16 protein-coding genes and 1 pseudogene are annotated in these 16,523 nt (G+C 51.0%); 3 read left to right on the forward strand and 14 right to left on the reverse strand.

Annotation, left to right across the window (positions count from 1 at the left end; all coding sequences use genetic code 11):
- Nucleotides 1-105: 105 nt before the first annotated feature.
- From nusB to ccrud_RS07870, 11 genes and pseudogenes are all read right to left on the reverse strand, one after another.
- Complete coding sequence (nusB, locus tag ccrud_RS07820) at nucleotides 106-759, reverse strand: transcription antitermination factor NusB (RefSeq protein ID WP_066565882.1); 654 nt, start codon at nucleotides 757-759, stop codon at nucleotides 106-108.
- Nucleotides 760-843: 84 nt separating this feature from the next.
- Complete coding sequence (gene efp / locus ccrud_RS07825; RefSeq protein ID WP_066565883.1) at nucleotides 844-1,407, reverse strand: elongation factor P; 564 nt, start codon at nucleotides 1,405-1,407, stop codon at nucleotides 844-846.
- An 83-nt stretch (nucleotides 1,408-1,490) separates the two neighbouring features.
- Nucleotides 1,491-2,582 (reverse strand): aminopeptidase P family protein, encoded by a 1,092-nt coding sequence (locus ccrud_RS07830; protein WP_066565888.1) that lies wholly within the window; start codon nucleotides 2,580-2,582, stop codon nucleotides 1,491-1,493.
- 304 nt (nucleotides 2,583-2,886) lie between these two features.
- Entirely contained in the window at nucleotides 2,887-3,843 is a 957-nt protein-coding gene (locus ccrud_RS07835) for a DDE-type integrase/transposase/recombinase (RefSeq protein WP_245670192.1), read from the reverse strand.
- A 122-nt stretch (nucleotides 3,844-3,965) separates the two neighbouring features.
- Entirely contained in the window at nucleotides 3,966-4,379 is a 414-nt protein-coding gene (locus ccrud_RS07840) for a hypothetical protein (protein WP_066563576.1), read from the reverse strand.
- A gap of 246 nt (nucleotides 4,380-4,625) precedes the next feature.
- Entirely contained in the window at nucleotides 4,626-5,723 is a 1,098-nt protein-coding gene (gene aroB / locus ccrud_RS07845) for a 3-dehydroquinate synthase (RefSeq protein ID WP_066569710.1), read from the reverse strand.
- Between the two features lie 67 nt (nucleotides 5,724-5,790).
- Complete coding sequence (locus ccrud_RS07850; protein ID WP_066565890.1) at nucleotides 5,791-6,363, reverse strand: shikimate kinase; 573 nt, start codon at nucleotides 6,361-6,363, stop codon at nucleotides 5,791-5,793.
- Nucleotides 6,353-7,576 (reverse strand): chorismate synthase, encoded by a 1,224-nt coding sequence (gene aroC, locus ccrud_RS07855; protein ID WP_211271297.1) that lies wholly within the window; start codon nucleotides 7,574-7,576, stop codon nucleotides 6,353-6,355. The genes ccrud_RS07850 and aroC overlap by 11 nt, the downstream gene beginning before the upstream one ends.
- 643 nt (nucleotides 7,577-8,219) lie before the next feature.
- Nucleotides 8,220-9,518: pseudogene (locus ccrud_RS07860) on the reverse strand (Abi family protein).
- A gap of 373 nt (nucleotides 9,519-9,891) precedes the next feature.
- Nucleotides 9,892-10,308 carry a prepilin peptidase gene (locus ccrud_RS07865; RefSeq protein ID WP_066565896.1) on the reverse strand — a complete coding sequence of 139 codons (417 nt, stop codon included), beginning with the start codon at nucleotides 10,306-10,308 and terminating at the stop codon, nucleotides 9,892-9,894.
- Between the two features lie 36 nt (nucleotides 10,309-10,344).
- A complete protein-coding gene (locus ccrud_RS07870) occupies nucleotides 10,345-10,650 on the reverse strand; it encodes an ArsR/SmtB family transcription factor (protein ID WP_066565897.1) in 306 nt (101 codons plus the stop codon).
- 54 nt (nucleotides 10,651-10,704) lie between these two features.
- On the opposite strand from ccrud_RS07870, the gene ccrud_RS07875 reads away from it, so the two are divergent.
- From ccrud_RS07875 to ccrud_RS07885, 3 genes are read left to right on the forward strand one after another with little or no spacing between them, the layout of a single operon-like run.
- Nucleotides 10,705-11,799 carry a FecCD family ABC transporter permease gene (locus ccrud_RS07875; RefSeq protein WP_066565899.1) on the forward strand — a complete coding sequence of 365 codons (1,095 nt, stop codon included), beginning with the start codon at nucleotides 10,705-10,707 and terminating at the stop codon, nucleotides 11,797-11,799.
- 19 nt (nucleotides 11,800-11,818) lie between these two features.
- Nucleotides 11,819-12,790, forward strand: a complete 972-nt coding sequence (locus tag ccrud_RS07880) for an ABC transporter substrate-binding protein (protein ID WP_066565901.1) — start codon at nucleotides 11,819-11,821, stop codon at nucleotides 12,788-12,790.
- The gene (locus ccrud_RS07885) at nucleotides 12,787-13,545 is read left to right on the forward strand and encodes an ABC transporter ATP-binding protein (protein ID WP_066565905.1); all 759 of its coding nucleotides are present in this window, start codon (nucleotides 12,787-12,789) and stop codon (nucleotides 13,543-13,545) included. Before ccrud_RS07880 ends, ccrud_RS07885 begins: the two co-directional genes overlap by 4 nt.
- A 214-nt stretch (nucleotides 13,546-13,759) precedes the next feature.
- On the opposite strand, the gene ccrud_RS07890 is transcribed toward ccrud_RS07885, so the two are convergent.
- The 3 genes from ccrud_RS07890 to ruvX are packed head-to-tail and all read right to left on the reverse strand — an operon-like array spanning nucleotide 13,760 to nucleotide 16,316.
- The gene (locus tag ccrud_RS07890; RefSeq protein ID WP_066565908.1) at nucleotides 13,760-14,584 is read right to left on the reverse strand and encodes a shikimate dehydrogenase; all 825 of its coding nucleotides are present in this window, start codon (nucleotides 14,582-14,584) and stop codon (nucleotides 13,760-13,762) included.
- 17 nt (nucleotides 14,585-14,601) lie between these two features.
- Nucleotides 14,602-15,771, reverse strand: a complete 1,170-nt coding sequence (mltG, locus tag ccrud_RS07895) for an endolytic transglycosylase MltG (RefSeq protein WP_066565910.1) — start codon at nucleotides 15,769-15,771, stop codon at nucleotides 14,602-14,604.
- Nucleotides 15,768-16,316 carry a Holliday junction resolvase RuvX gene (ruvX, locus tag ccrud_RS07900; RefSeq protein ID WP_066565916.1) on the reverse strand — a complete coding sequence of 183 codons (549 nt, stop codon included), beginning with the start codon at nucleotides 16,314-16,316 and terminating at the stop codon, nucleotides 15,768-15,770. The genes mltG and ruvX overlap by 4 nt, the downstream gene beginning before the upstream one ends.
- Nucleotides 16,317-16,523: the final 207 nt, after the last annotated feature.

The raw sequence follows: 16,523 nt of genomic DNA on the forward strand, positions 1-16,523 counted from the left end.
TAGCTTCCGTGGGCACTGTGGTTTGGTTTCAAATCATCCCAAAACTAAAGCGCTGTTCCCCTCCAGATTTGAGGGGAACAGCGCTTTAATATATGCCAGAAGGGCTTAAACTTCTTCGGACTTTTCCGCAGAACCTTCAGATTCTACAGTTTCTGTAGAAACCTCAGCGTCTTCAGCAACATCCGCTGCTTCTTCAGCTTCAGTCTCAACATCGTCCAGCTCGGAATCATCCCATGGTGCAACCGGTCCGCCATCAAGCTCATCGGTTTCGACTGATACAGCTTCTGGGTTCGCGGCACGTTCACGCAGGGTATCCACCTTTGATGCCATGGCGTCTAGGGTTGCGTTGATGTAGGCACTGGAACTATCACCTGAGTACTCAGAAGCGATTTCTACAGCTTCCACAATTGCGGTGGTGACTGGGATCTCCGCGTTGTAGATCATTTCCCAGGATGCGACGCGTAGAATCGCGCGATCCACTGATGGGAGACGTCCAAGAGTCCACGTTTCCGCGATGTGCTCTGCAAGAAACACATCGAGGGTGTCTAGCTCGACAGCAACGCCATTGATGATTGTCTCGGTGTATTCAGCAACCGGGGCAACAATGGGGTTGATGTCGCGCGCCAACTTGTGGCGGTCATCAATGATGGCCACTGGATCAACATCGCGGGATTCCGCTTCAAAAAGGATGTCTACGGCACGCATACGTGCCTTATAGCGGGATCCGTGTCGCTTGTAATCTTGTCGACGCTCGCTCACGTTGGGTTCTCTTTGTTCCTATTCAATCAAGGGTGCACACCAAAGGTGTGCAAATTCTTCTGGCGGATTCTGCTGTGGAGAATCTTAGTTGTTAACGCGGGAAAGGTAAGAACCGTCGCGGGTGTCTACCTTGAGGACGTTTCCGGTCTCAATGAACAGTGGGACCTGGATCTCTGCGCCGGTCTCCAAAGTTGCTGGCTTGTTGCCACCGGTGGAGCGGTCGCCCTGCAGGCCTGGATCGGTGTGCTCAACGCGAAGGTCCACGGACAGTGGAAGTTCACCGAAGAGTGCTTCGCCTTCGTGGAAGGACACCTGGACGCGCATGTTTTCAAGCAAGAAACGACCAGCATCGCCGAAAGCATCGGTGGACAGCTCGTACTGCTCGAAGGTCTTATCATCCATGACGATGTAAGAAGTGCCATCGTTGTACAAGTAGGTAACATCGCGACGGTCAACGGTTGCGGTTTCAACCTTGACGCCAGCGTTCCAAGTCTTGTCGACGGTCTTGCCGGTCACGACGTCCTTGAGCTTGGTTCGCACGAATGCAGGACCCTTGCCTGGCTTAACGTGCTGGAACTCGATGATCTGCTGCAGCTTGCCTTCGTTCTTTAGAACTAGACCGTTCTTGAAATCAGCGGTAGTTGCCACGGATGTGATCTCCCTCGTGGATTACGTGGTTGAGGGCCTACGCAAAATCAAAAATCGCGCAGACCGTTATTAGCTCACCTAGATTACACTACGTTGAGGTCCTTACTCACCTTGGTAATGATTTCCGGTGCTCCGGACGTGATAATCAGGGTATCCTCGATGCGAACTCCGCCCTTTCCAGGTACATAAATTCCTGGCTCAATGGTCAATGTTGCACCTGCTTCAATCACACCTTGTGAGGTCTTTGCAGCATAGGGAGCTTCGTGTACTTCTAGCCCAATGCCGTGGCCGGTGGAGTGTACAAAGTAGTCGCCATAGCCGGCATCTTCGATGACTTTGCGGCATGCTGCGTCGATATCAACGAGGTTGGCGCCGGCATAAGCAGCATCAACGCCTGCCAGCTGGGATGCCAAGACGATCTCGTAGATTTCTGTTTCAAACTCCCCCGCTTCTCCCATCACGAGTGTGCGGGTCATATCAGAGTTGAAACCGCGGGCATGAGCTCCGAAATCGATGGTGACTAGATCACCATGTTCGATGATCCGGTCGCCGGCACCATGATGTGGTTTCGCGGAATTCGGACCAGAGGCCACGATGGTGTCAAAGCTTGGGCGCTCTGCACCGAGCATGCGCATGCGGTATTCCAGGTCTGCAGCAACTTGACGCTCTGATCGGCCTTCTGCGAGTTCTCCTGCGGCGAGTAAATCTTCGAATGCTTGTGAGGCCAGTGCTGCGACATCGCGGAGGCGGTCGAGCTCGAAGCTATCTTTGATCAAGCGGATTGATTCCACCACACCGGTGACGGGAATAAGTTCTACGTCTTCCTTAGTTACTGCACGGAGGCTCTCGAACTGCTCCAGGGTGGTTTGGGCAGATTCGATCGCTATACGACGCGGCTCCTCAACCTGGGTCAACAGCGCCGTTGCCGAGGCACGTTCGATCAGTGCCTCAATATCTGGCACTTCTTCAGCGATCTGGGTGGTGTAGCGACCATCGGTGCAGATGAGTGCAGACAAATCTTTGTTCACAATCAGTGCACCATTGGAACCAGTAAATCCGCTGAGGTAGCGAACATGAATGGGGCTTGTCACCAAAATTGAATCGATTCGTTGAGCTGCAAGCTTTGCAGCAAGGGCACGACGACGAGTGGCAAAACGGGTATCAGCCAAAGCCATGTTCTCTCCTTTTAAAAATCACACGTGTAGGTTACTTCTAATCCAAACTAGTAGATTACCGCGTTCTTAGTCCTGGCTTGGCTCATTTGAGTACTGAAAACAGCTCAATCGATAATCTACTTTTACCCGATCGAACTAGGCTCCCGCCTTGCTCAAGATGCAAATTCTCGTTCCAAATCGCTAATTTTTGCTAAAATGTGGCAGATTCTTGCATCTACAGGCCGGCATTATGCAAATATTCGTTCGATTCGCCGTGTGTCAAGCAGATGTGAAGATACATTCAATACATTCTCGGTACTGGTCCCTACTCAATCAAGAAATACTCATCATCAACCCGACGAGCATTAATACTGACCACCCGCCGAGGTCGTTTCACCCGCGGTGGGCGATGAAACCGCTCCGGATGGGCCGCATAATAACGCCCCAACACTTCACGACGTTTCTTCGCTGCTGCCACCCAACTCCCATCAAAGACCTGCTCAGGAACGAAATTCGCGATCCCACTGTGATAATCCACCGTGTTATACGTACTGATCACCGACCCCAAACACGTGTACGCATGCTCAATAGAGTCATAGACCTCCAACCCCAAACGATGATGCTTAATCGTATGATTGACTGATTCACAATGCGGATTATCATTACTAACCCCCGGCCTAATCAACGACTGTTTGACCCCATACCGATCAAGCATCCGAGCCATATCTTTACTGGTCATAATCGCCCCATTATCAGAGTGAACGACCTCAACACGGCCTAAACCTTCTTGCTTAATGGTCTGTTCCATCAACATCACTGCCATGTTTTTGTTCTCACGTGGTTGCAGCGTCCAGCCCACAATCTTGCGGGAATACAAATCCATCACCACATGCAAGGCATACAACGCACGAACATACGGGCCTTTGACCCAGGTGACATCCCACACAAATACCTGACCTGGACCTGTCGCTGTGACTGTCGGTACCGTTGCTGGCTCGCGATGACGCCGTGGTCTAATCACCGGATCACGCAAGCTTTGTGCGATCCGGTAAAACATCCGCTCACCCGCAAGCAACCTCTCACCGCTATCAACGTGTTGATAAAAGATCTGGCGCACGCTTAATCCCTGATCAAACCCCGCACGAAGTAGTGTTGCGATGTGTTCGCGGTCCTTATCGCTGATCCGTTTTGATCCACAACGCTGGGTATGCGGGATGGGATCAGCAACAGGTGGCCGGGGATGATGACGGTAGTAGTAGCTTGATTCAGATAACCCCAGCACTGCCAATGCCTGCTTTTTGGAATACGCAGCACTACGCAGGCAACTAATCAGGTGCTCTTCTGCACCAATGTTGTGGTCATAGAGCTCTTGGTACTGTGGGGAAAGTCGGCTACCGCCGCGTCTTAGGCCACGCCATCTTTGTGCATGATGGCGATAGCTTTTCCCAGCGCATCAATGGCGTTGTGGAGCTCTTCGATGTTTTTCTGTTGTTTTTCCACGGTGGTGTTACTGGAATCGATATGTGCATTGGCAGCAGCGAGTTGGGCTTTTAAATCGTCGATTTCGGTGCGTAGTGCGGTATTTTCACGGACTTCTTTGAAGGTCATGCGTCCAGTCTTGCGTGGAATGATGCCTTGTTCAAGATCCCCGTCAGCCAGAGTGTTACGCCAGTTCATCACTGCTGATGCTGAGAGGTTGTGTTCGGTGAGGTAGGCGGCTTTGGTGCCGTGTTTGCGGGAGAGGTAGGCGATGACGTGTGCTCGTTTTTGCTCCGGGGTCAGCTCATCGGTGTAGTTGGTGGGGATGTTCACAGTCATGGTGGGTATTTCTCCTTGAGGCTGGTTGTGGTTGCTTCACAACCAGCCTGACAGAGAGGGATTTACCAAGACCACCAAGCGGATGCGGCAGATCCTTGCACCAGAATCTCACAGGATTCCCAATAGCCCCATGTATACCAAAAAGGACCGCCTCCAGACGCCAGTCTAAGCGCCTGATGGACATGGCTTGAGGCGAACATCCATTCTAGATATTCAATCCCTTAAATCAGCACACAGCCACATCGCTTAGTGGCTAATTGCCTCATACGCAGTGCGGAGATCTTGTTTTGACGGGCCTTCAATGCGCGTTACTTCGCCCACCTCAGTCAATGCGACAAAGCGAATATTGCCATCGCGGTTCTTCTTATCGCGGGTCATGCCCTCATATAGTTCATCGAAGGCGCCACCTTCGTAAGAGGTCGGCAGACCGATAGCCGCCAGGATTGCGCGGTGGCGCTCCAGGAGAGGCGCGTCGATAAGCTCAAGCTGGTGGGAGAGGTGAGCGATGAACATCATGCCTACGGCCACTGCATTGCCGTGACGCCAGCGGAAGTTTTCGCGCAATTCTACGGCGTGGGCGAAGGTGTGTCCGTAGTTGAGGATTTCGCGCAGGCTGGATTCTTTCAGGTCCTGGCCGACAACGGAGCCTTTCACGGTGACAGAACGCCAAATAAGTTCCGGCAAATGCGAACCTTCGATCTCCTTTTTCAGGCAGGCTGCAGGATCGGATTCGTAGAGGCGCAGAATTTCTGGATCAGCGATGAAACCAGTTTTGATGATTTCTGCAGAACCCGCAATGATCTCCGCGTCTGGCAAAGTAGCCAGACGATCAGTGTCAATGAACACAGCATCAGGCTCGTGGAAGGCACCCACGAGGTTTTTTCCTGCTGCAGTGTTAATGCCAGTCTTTCCGCCGACTGCTGCATCAACCATGGCTAGCAAGGTAGTTGGAACCTGGATAACACGCACGCCACGCATCCATGCAGCAGCGACAAATCCAGCTAGGTCAGTTGCTGCACCGCCACCGAGCCCGATGACGATATCGCGGCGACCAAAAGTCGCATTGCCCAATTGATCCCAGCACTCGCCTGCTACTTCAAGCGATTTTCCATTTTCCGCATCAGGAACGTTAAGGTGCAAGACTTTCAGCCCTGCAGCAACTAGTGCAGTTTCCAAATCAGCAGCAATAGCATCCATGCTCGGCTGGTGCAAAATAGCTACTTGCTCCGCACCTGATGAAGCTGCGCGCTCCACGATAAGAGCATTGAGGTTGGAACCAATATGCACATCATAAGGAGAAGCTCCATTGACATGAACGGTGTTGAAGATCTGCGCTGAACTCATTGGGGTGATGCCTTTCTTATAGTACAAAACCGGGCCGCCCATGTTGAATATGGACAGCCCGGTTTAATTAATCAATTTCTAGGTGATGCAAAACCGCGGCAACGACTTGTTGAGGGCTGCGGTTGTTGGTGCGTAGTCGGTAAGTAGCAACCTCTTCATACAACGGGGTGCGGACTTTCACCAGGTTTCGGTAATGCTCTGCTGGGTTGACAGCTTGCAGAACAGGCCGTGAACGCTCATTGGCTGTGCGTCGGATACCTTCTTCAACAGGAACATCAATCCACACCACATCATGGCCCTGGAGCAGTGCGCGGGTAGATTCCGTCAACACAGCTCCACCGCCCAGGCTGACTACTCCGTTTGATTTCAGAGCTTCCGCCACGTGCACGGCCTCAAGCTCGCGGAATGCAGGCTCGCCGAGTTCACTGAAGACGGCGCCACAGGCTTTCCCAGTGGCGTCCTCAATCAATTCATCAGAGTCAACGAGATCAGTGTTTAGGGCGCGCGCTAATCGACGCCCAATGGTGGATTTGCCAGCTCCTGGCAAGCCCACCAACACGACGATGGGACGTGAGCATGAAGAAGTATCATCTAGTTGATGTTCAGAATGAATCTGATCATTCACTTCATTACGCTCCATCCTCTAAAGCCTCAAACTTCATCCGCTGCTCAATACCTTTAAGGTAATTGGCAATATTGGATTTTGTCTCCGCGAGTGAATCGCCACCAAACTTCTGCAGCACTGCGCGAGCAAGTACGAGAGCAACCATTGCTTCTGCAACCACACCGGCAGCAGGAACTGCACACACATCAGAACGCTGATGGATACCAGTTGCAGCTTTACCGTTGGACAGATCCACAGTCTTCAGTGCACGGGGCACTGTGGAAATAGGCTTCATGCCAGCGCGTACTCGCAAGGTTTCGCCGTTGGTCATGCCGCCTTCAAGGCCACCTGCACGGTTGGTATTGCGGTAGACGCCGTTGTCATCCAAGAACATTTCATCGTGCGCTTCAGAGCCACGTCGACGTGCCTCTTCAAAACCGTCACCGATTTCAACGCCCTTGATTGCTTGAATGCCCATGAGCGCTGCTGCGATTTGTGCATCAAGGCGATCTTCGCCAGAAATATGGGAACCAAGGCCGATTGGCAGGCCTTCGACGATAACTTCCACGATGCCGCCAAGGGTATCGCCGGACTTCTTCGCCGATTCGATTTCCTTGATCATGGATTCTTCAGCATCCTTGCCAAACGCACGCACTGGAGAATCATCAATTGCCTGGATATCGGCAAAGGTAGGTTCCGCACCGGCGTATGGCTCAGATGCACCGATTGAGATGACATGGGAGAGCACTTCCACGCCAAGAGTTTCACGGAGGAAAGAGCGCGCAACAGTTGCTGCCGCTACCCGAGCTGCAGTTTCACGGGCAGAGGAACGCTCCAGCACATTGCGGGCATCATCAAAGCCGTACTTAAGCATGCCGGAGAAATCAGCATGTCCAGGTCGTGGGCGGGTAAGTTTTGCACCACGTCCAGAAGACATCGCTGCAACGTTATCCGGATCCTCCATGTCCAAAGCATCAGAGGACATGATGGTGGTCCACTTATCCCACTCAGTGTTGCCAATCATGATGGCAATGGGGCTGCCCAAAGTAAGGCTGTGGCGGATGCCGGTGAGGAAAGACAGTTCATCTTGCTCAAACTTCATTCGGGCACCGCGTCCATAACCGAGACGGCGACGCGCCAGTTGATACGTGACCTCATCTTTAGTCACGGGCACGCCTGCTGGCATGTGCTCAACTGTGGCAATTAACGCCTGGCCGTGGGATTCACCTGCTGTAGTCCATCGAAGCATGCATAGCATTATCGCACGAAAGGCCAAAGATACTGTATCCAGCCCTCCTCAAGAGCGTTAAAAAATTGCTTTTCGACGCCTAAAAGCACCAAACGCGCAGGTAGAAACAATAACTTTTGTTAAGTCCCCGGGAATTAATTTAACCCCACTCCCCAATTTTCCCCACAAAAATATTCCACAGAGTAGGACAGAAATTATCAATGATCCCACGATGATAGATAAATAAGACATTTCAGCGCTGTGTTTCAGATTCAACCTTCACTTCGGAAACCGCCATTGATGGAGCTATAGACAGAAGGAAATGTCTTGCATAAACAAGCACTGAATATCAAGCCTGTGGACTGTTCTAGGTTTCAAAATCTCGGGCGCAATGCTGGCTGATACCCCCGCAATCTTTGGGCAAGTGTCCATTATATATCCATCATAATATTTATATCTAATTTGGCCGACCTTGGTGCAGATCTCTCCAACGAAGAAGGCTTCGTTGTCCTCCGAGGCAAATACGTTGTTAGTAGTCTTGGAAATTCAATTCACTGGTAGTGACCTGACCCCTATCCCCTCATTTTTCACAGAAGCATTCCCCAAAATAATTTCTATGAAATTTCTTTATAAAACCTGTAGGCATAGTTGGCTCGCTAAAAATCTATTCATCATCTCTCGGGTCGAGCAGATTATCGATGACTTCCCGAGTAAGGACTCCCTCCTCAAACGCCTTTCGTGGGCTGAGGTCTCCAGGTATGAAGCTCTTCGGAGTAGTCCACCAGTTCAGTGCGTTCCACCGATCCGCCTCTGAAGCCTGACCCCCATTCAACAACCGTCGGTTAACGATGATCACATCTGGGAAGAGATTTCCGCTTTGCATATCAAACTGGAACGACGGGTAGCGATAAGCTTGAGTTCCCGGAACGGATAATACAGCACCATTTTTGCGATAATAATTTAATAACCCCCGACGCTCACGATCGCTTTCTTTACACTGAAGCGTATTAGCAGCATCTGAGGTGTACAGCAGATCAACATCGCGCAACATATCTGCCTGACGGGTCAGTTCCTCGTTTCTTACATAATTACTTTGCCAGATATCTTGATTCTCCCACCCATCTGGAAAACCCATTGACTTTAACCGGTTGGGCCGTTCCGCCGCAAAGTTCGTAACCAGCGTGAGGATTCTGTTGCGTGTTTCATTCGAGTAATCGATACGCGCAAGCAGATATGCAATAAGCACGAGAGTTCCGTAAAGACGGCTGGCCGCTCGTGAAATGGAGCGAGTTCCAGCATCCACCACTTCTGCACCTTGGAGATGGTTCATCTCGTTGACCGTATTCGGAGCCGCGAGGGGAGCCGTGTGGTTTCGATTCCACAGCCGAGCATGATGGGCGCAGTAGTTGCGAGTCTGGCGTAAATGTTCTAACCAACTTGAAAAAGCATGGGCATCGCCATTTCCGCCTTCTTGATAAACGTCGAAATCAACTGCGATCTGTTGGCGATCCCGCTGCGTCATAGCACTAAAAAGGCGATTAAGGTGACCGAAAGTCATGGTTTCCGTAGCGGTCCACACCGGCAATTGTTTCCCGTAGTGGGAGTTAAAATGCGCGATAAACGCCTCACTCGAAATAGACTCATTTCGAGCTTGCTTCCGCATCCATTGTTCATGGTCACTCTCGCACCACTCACAGCCTGCTGAACAATTAGGGTTATTCGATTCTCAAGACTTCTTCTGAATCCAGTCAGGATCTAATTGGGTACCATCATTATGCGCAAATGGCCCTCGTCGTCCGAGAAGGTGTCCAATTCGAAATCGTATGGCCACTTCTATTTGAGAAATAGCATGAAGTACTTCTGCACGTAGACGCTCATCAAAACGATAGATTTTGAGTACTTCATCGAGAGTTGTGCCTTCAAAAAATCTGACGGACGTGCTTCCCCTACTTCTTTTGGCCATTTTCGAAACGGATACCAATAACCAGATAAGCGGTAATATCCAATTGCTTGCAATTCTCGATAGGCTCGCTCCTGGTCCGAAAATATCATGCCGCGCTCACGCAAACGATCGAGCTAACTGTCTATATCGAGAAACGGTTTATTATATGTGCTAGCCATCTTGCCAGTATAGAAAGAGAACTGGCCGCCTCCCCTTATCGGGAATGACGGCCAGTCGTGATGATTTCATCATAACCCAGCGAAGACGTTTTTTCTAATCTCAGACCGCATCAATATAGATCGATGCAACAACCCCAAGCACATGGCTTGGGGTTGTTGCATTACCAGACCAGGCTATCGAGGGAACCTGCTTAAGAACAGCTAACTACCAAAATCTATCCACAAATAACAAGGGCACACGCACTCGCCACAACCATGCTTGGCCCATGGGGAACAGAACCAGGTCGCTTAATCTTTCCCATGATTACCAAAATCGCACTGACAAGGGCAGAGATTAGTGATGCACCCACAATTGTGAAGAAGACTGCTGATATCCCCCAAGACATCACTACCGTGCCTAATCCGAGCGCGAATTTAATATCTCCCCCACCTATACCTCCAACTAATACGGCGGTTACAAAATAAATTCCGGCCCACAACAGCCCGCCCAGAATCCACGTTGGATCAACCACCAAGGCCCAGAGGGTAATCACTGCTGCTCCAGGCAGGGTGAGAAAATCTGGTAACCGTCGCTGTCTGATGTCATAAATACTTAAAATCACGCACCATAACCCCACTATAAAAATCCCCATATGTAGTTTGACTGGCCAACACACGGTTTGGTTCCCTCAATGGCGGTGGGTGCCCCCAAGCTGATGAAGCAACGTGTGGGTTGTGGCGTCGACAAGCTTGTACCTTGTTACGCGCCCTTCCTTGAAGGACTCCACCACGCCGTTTTCTGCAAGCAGTTGCAGCGCGGCGGATGCCGTGGGCAGGGTAACTCCGACGGCTCCGGCAAGCTCCGAGACAGTCGCTTCTCCGGGACCGTGATAGTGCAGTGCCAGCAGGAGACGCAATCGTGTGCGATCGCCCAGCAATTTGAATTTTGGCGCCCACTCATCAGCAAGCTGCAGGAGATGAGACTGGTGCTCCATAAGTAATCTCTTTCGCTAATAGTCAAACAATCATTTGAGTGTTAGTGTTTTCTCATGCTTCACACGGCACGCAAACAGCGTGGCACCCACACGAGCTTCCACGAACTTGGACTCAATACTAGTCGGCGTAGGGCAATTAACTGGACACTGGCACTCAGCGTAGTGCTGCTTTTCTCCATGTTCTGCGGAGTTCTCATTGGTGCCACTGGCACCTCAGCAACATCTACCTGGACTGTGATTAGCCACCACCTATTTGGCAGCCCTCTCAACGGTGCACATGCAGTTTCTTTAGATGCCATCATTTGGGATATTCGCACTCCCCGAGTGATGTTGGCCGCAGCCGTGGGAGCAGGGCTGGCTATAGCTGGCGCAATCATGCAGGTACTCGTACGCAATATGCTGGCAGATCCCTATATTCTTGGCGTAAATTCCGGCGCAAGCTGTGGCGCTGCGGCAGCACTTCTGTTCGGCGTCGGAGCAGGATTCGGCGACTATGCTCTACAAGGCAGTGCATTTTTAGGTGCACTGGTGGCCTCTGCACTGATCTTTTTCGTGGCTAAATCAGCAGGCCGCATTTCTTCCACACGACTGCTGATGTCTGGTGTCACTATTGGCTATATGCTCTCTGCTGCCACCAGCTTTTTGATTTTCTCCTCAGATTCCGCCGAAGGTAGCCGCTCTGTCATGTTTTGGCTATTGGGATCTTTAGGATTGGCAGCTTGGAATGGTCCGATGGCGATTATCTTTATCATCGTGGGACTTACCTTGGCCTTGCTCATGCTGATGGGACCACAACTAGACGCGTTAAACTCCGGTGATGAAACAGCACTAACCCTAGGAATTTCCCCAGACCGGCTGCGCATTTTCCTTCTCATCGCATCCTGTTTGCTTGTTGGATCCATCGTTGCGATGGCTGGCAGTATCGGATTCATTGGCCTCGTGATCCCCCATTTAGCCAGGCGGCTTGTCGGCGGGAAACACCGTCTCATGCTTCCGATTTCCGCAATTATGGGTGCGATCTTGCTTATTTGGGCAGATATCGCAGCACGCACACTTCTTGCTCCACAGGAAATCCCCATCGGCATTATCACCGCACTCATCGGCGCACCTTTTTTGTTGATCTTGGTCCGCCGCATGCACTCTGCTTAAGTTTTTTAGAAAAGGAAACATGCGTAAATTTCTCTCGCCCTTAGCTGTCCTTCTAGCACTTGGGTTAACATCTTGTGGCACAGAAACTGCCCCTGCCCCACACATGTCAGGTCAAGGCATTGAGGTTGAAAACTGCGGAAACTCTTATACCTTTGATCAGGCGCCAGAACATATTGCACTGATGAAAAGCGCAGCCGTACCCACCCTTGATGCCTTGGGGGTGCTTGACCAAGTCGTGGCAAAAGCAGGTGCCTTTCCACAAGGATATTACGATGCTGAATTGGAAAAACGTGTGGAAAAAATTCCCACGTTATCCGATAAAATCGATGCCAGTGGACATGTACTTATCTCCAAAGAAATCGTCGTTGCTGCCAATCCAGATATCGTTCTAGGTGAAACAGACACCATCAATCGAGCGTCCATGGCGGCATCCAACGTTCCAGTTCTAGAAGAACCAGTTTTCTGTGGTGCCCTCACAGGTGATGTGAGTTTTGATGATGTCTGGTCTCAAATTTCCACCTATGGAACTGTCTTTGATCGTTCTACCGAAGCAGACGCATATGTGGCTGAACTTCAAATCCGAGTAGCAGATTTAGAGGCACGCGTGATTGATTCCGATAAAACCGTGGCAGTTCTCTACCCCACCATCGGAGGAGGTGTCACCTATGCCTACGGACGCGGATCTATGGCTAATCCGGTGGTGGAAAAAGCTGGATTACACAATGTTTTTGATACTCAATCCGAGCGTATTTTTGAAGTCACTGCAGAAGAACTAATTGCTAGAAACCCTGATTACATCATTGTGCTGCACAGTGATGGCGATCCCGCAGATGTCGTGGCAGAAATAGGACATCTACAAGGCTCTGCGGCGCTTAGCGCTCTACAGGAAGGCAAAGTTTTGCCCATGCTGATGAATTTTGCAGAACCCCCAACTCCCCTGGCTGTTGATGGCTTTGAGCAGGTTATTAACTTTGTAGAAACGCATCCATGATTAAAGCAACGAATCTGTACCACAGCTTCGGCGACTCCGTGGTTATTGATGGCGTCTCCCTGCTTCTTCCTGAAAAAGGAACCGTCAGTTTAGTTGGCCCAAACGGCAGCGGCAAAACCACGCTGTTGCGCACCCTCTATGGTGCACTGCGCCCAACAGAAGGAGACATACAGGTTGATGGTGTGGAGCTTGCTCGGATTCATCGCAAAGAGATCGCAAGAAAAATGGCGGTAGTTATCCAAGAACATGATTCCGATCTGCCCATGACAGTGGCTGATCTGGTGTTATTGGGCAGGCTCCCCCACCAAAAGATGTTTGCGGGCCAATCTGAAGAAGATCAACGGTTAGTAAAAGAAGCGCTCCTTCGTGTCGGCGCCCTGCATTTAGCCAACCGACAATTTGCTGCACTTTCCGGCGGCGAACGTCAACGCGTGCTCATTGCCCGTGCCCTAGTACAAGATGCCACACACATTTTGCTTGATGAGCCCACCAACCACCTAGACATCCGCTACCAACACGAGGTGCTACATCTCATCCGCGAACTTGCCACCAGTGCTGTGATTGTCCTTCACGATCTCAATCTTGCCGCCACCTACAGCGATCACATTATCTTGTTGGATAACGGAAAAGTGGTCACTCAAGGCTCCCCTTCTGAAGTCTTGACACCAGAACATTTAGAACCGGTTTACGGTGTCCAGGTGGATCGTTTTGATCTTGGCGAAGACATACATCTGCGTTTCACAAGGAAAGTGTAGAGGTCTGGGCAAAAACTAAAGAGCGACTTCACAACAACGACTTCTTACCTTCGACTTCTCGTGGTCGACTTCAGTCGGGTTTTTCGAAAACCATAGTGAAGTCGAATATGAGAAGTTGAGCTCGAGAAGTCGAAAGGGCGAAGTCGAACTTAAAGTCCCGCGAATCCCCAGATCACTAAAGCCCCGCGAAGAACCAAACACTAAAAGCAGACAGCTAGTCCGAGATGCTCAAAGATTCCTCTAGTGCTTTTCGCATGGCATCGCGTGGTGCTTCTTTGCCGGTGTATTGCTCAAATTGACCATAAGATTGGTGTGCCAACATCACGTGTCCGCCGACTGCTGGGAAGCCAGCAGCGCGGGTGGTTTCGACCAATGGGGTTGGCCATGGATCATAAATCACATCGAGGACTGGAGCGATTGCCAAGCTCTGTTCGTGGCCTGCAATAGCTGATGATGGAACAGTTGAGATCACCACATCGGCATTTGTGGGGGCTGCGCTGATGGGGGCGTAAGACAATGTGGTGGGGGTGGCGTCGAAAAGCGCTTGTAGTTCGCTGGTGCGATCTGAGCGGTTAAGCACCGTGATATGTGCAACCCCTGCTTCGATAAGGGTCCAGATGGCGGGGCGGGCGGTGCCGCCGGAGCCGATGACTACGGCGTACTTTCCGTTAAGGGAAGTGCCATCCAGCAACTCGCCTAGGGCCCCTTTGATGCCATCAACATCGGTGTTATCTGCGCGCCAGCCTTCATCGGTGCGCACCAAGGTGTTGGCGGATCCGATGGCACGTGCACGGTCGGTGACCACATCTGCAAAATTCAAGGCTGCGAACTTTGCCGGCATGGTGACCGAAAACCCGCGGTAGCTCTCATCTACACCGGAGACAATGCCCTCAAGCATCTCTTCTGTGCATTCGAAGCGATCATATGCCCACTGATCTAATCCGAGTGCCACATAGCCTGCATTATGCAGGACTGGTGATTTGGAGTGTTCAATGGGAGAACCCAGAACTGCTGCCCGGTGCGTAATATGAGAGCCCAATTTCTATCCTTTAATCTCTATCGGTTGCTATCGAGAACACCACTGTTGAGTGCGTGTGCAATGTCCTCTTCATGTTGTTCAAAGGTGTCATTGAATACGGTGGTGCCATCAGTATCAATGGTGACAAAGTACAGCCAATTTCCTTCAGCTGGGTTTTCCATGGCTTGAAGTGCCTCAGTGGAGACCGCGGCAATTGGGGTATGTGGCAATCCGTCCATGGCGTAGGTGTTCCATGGGGTGACTGTTTGGCGGTCCTCGTCGGTGGTGGCAACTTCTTGCTCCGAGAGTCCGTAGTTCACAGTGGAGTCGAACTGAATCTGCATTGGCTCTGCAAGGCGGTTCAAGATCACACGAGCAACCTTGTCAAAATCGCCTGCTGGTGCTTCGCGCTCAATCAAGGAGGCTGCAGTAAGCAATTCATAAGGCGTTAGGCCAATCGCATCGGCGCGACCAGTGATATCAGTATCAGTGAAATGTTGCGCGGAACGCGTAATCAGATCAGTCAGAATTGCCTGCGCATCATTGCTTGGATCGACCACGTAACGACCAGGCATGATCAGGCCTTCAAGGCGTTTTGGATCATTTCCACGTGCTTCTACTGCTGCGATTGCCCACTCCGGAACACCCAATTGTGCTGGTGGAACGGTGGATGCAACCTGCTGAAGATCCTCAACTGTAATGCAGTTAGCAGAACCTTCTGTGCATGTTACTGCGGTAATTTGGGAGTACACACCAAGACGAGTGCTTCCGCCGACCACAGTGACATCCATCAATGTTGCGCCACCGTGGATATCAAGCAAATCCACTTGATTATTTGGATCAAGCAAAGCTGAAACCGCGGCGGCAGCATTCATTTGTTCTTGCAAACGGTAAAATCCCGGCTGGACGCTGCCTGCATTCGGGTTATTATTGGCCGCAGTTTGGAAAGCCGAGTTGGTGGCTACGATATCGCGTTCTTCCAGCTCTGGTCCAAGTTGTGAGATTGAGGAACCTTCAGGGATTTCCACCAATTGGATTACGCCGTTACCTGCGCCCTCATAGTCATGTGGGGTGCGGTTTGATGTTGCTACACCGATGTAAATGATGGCGCCAATGATAAGAATAAGTGAAGCGATAGTCACGGAGATAAACCGTTGGCGTCGCTTTACATAGACGGGTTCCATCCGGCGGTTTCGGATTTGAGTCATCCTGGGAAGTTTCCCTTCTCGTCGAAATCTATGGTGTCTGTGGATTCAGGTTCCGTTACTCGAGTACGAGCATCCAGCCACGTTTGGAGGATTTCTACAGCGGCAGCTTGATCAATGACTTTGCGTCCTGCTTTTTCGCTTACCCCTGATGCGCGCAAGGCTTGCGTAGCTACAACGGTGGTGAGGCGTTCGTCGCCAAGCCTTACCGGAATATTTTTTCCAGCATTTTTGAGGCGGCGACGCACACGAAACGCGATCTCTTTTGCATGTTTTACGCTGGCGGAACCATTTCCTTGCAGGTCTGTGGGTAAACCTACGATGACTTCTACAGCGTTGTACTGTTCAACCAGTTCAATCAACCGATCAACATCGGCCAAATCTGGGCCTTTGAAACCAGTTTCCCGAGGCACTGTCTCCACGGGCATAGCGAGGCGGGCATCACGATCAGAAGCTGCCACACCGATACGCACGGTACCGACATCTAAACCAAGGCGCCGGCCTGGGCCTGGATCAGCGTGACCGGGTATATCGGCGGAGACCTTCATATAAAATTCGCTAGCCTTTCATTAAAAACTGGTTAAGTAAATTATGTGTTGCAACGCACAAAGACAAATTTAGCCTTTAAGCCTAGACAATGGGGCGAAGACACGTCTGAGCGTGATTGATTAACGCAATCAGTACGATTGGCTCTAAAGCCTACAATGCCGGGATTCTCTGAATGAGAGAACCCCGGCCATGTAAAGATCAACCGA

The organism is Corynebacterium crudilactis (assembly GCF_001643015.1).
In the GTDB taxonomy this organism is placed as follows: Bacteria; Actinomycetota; Actinomycetes; order Mycobacteriales; family Mycobacteriaceae; genus Corynebacterium; species Corynebacterium crudilactis.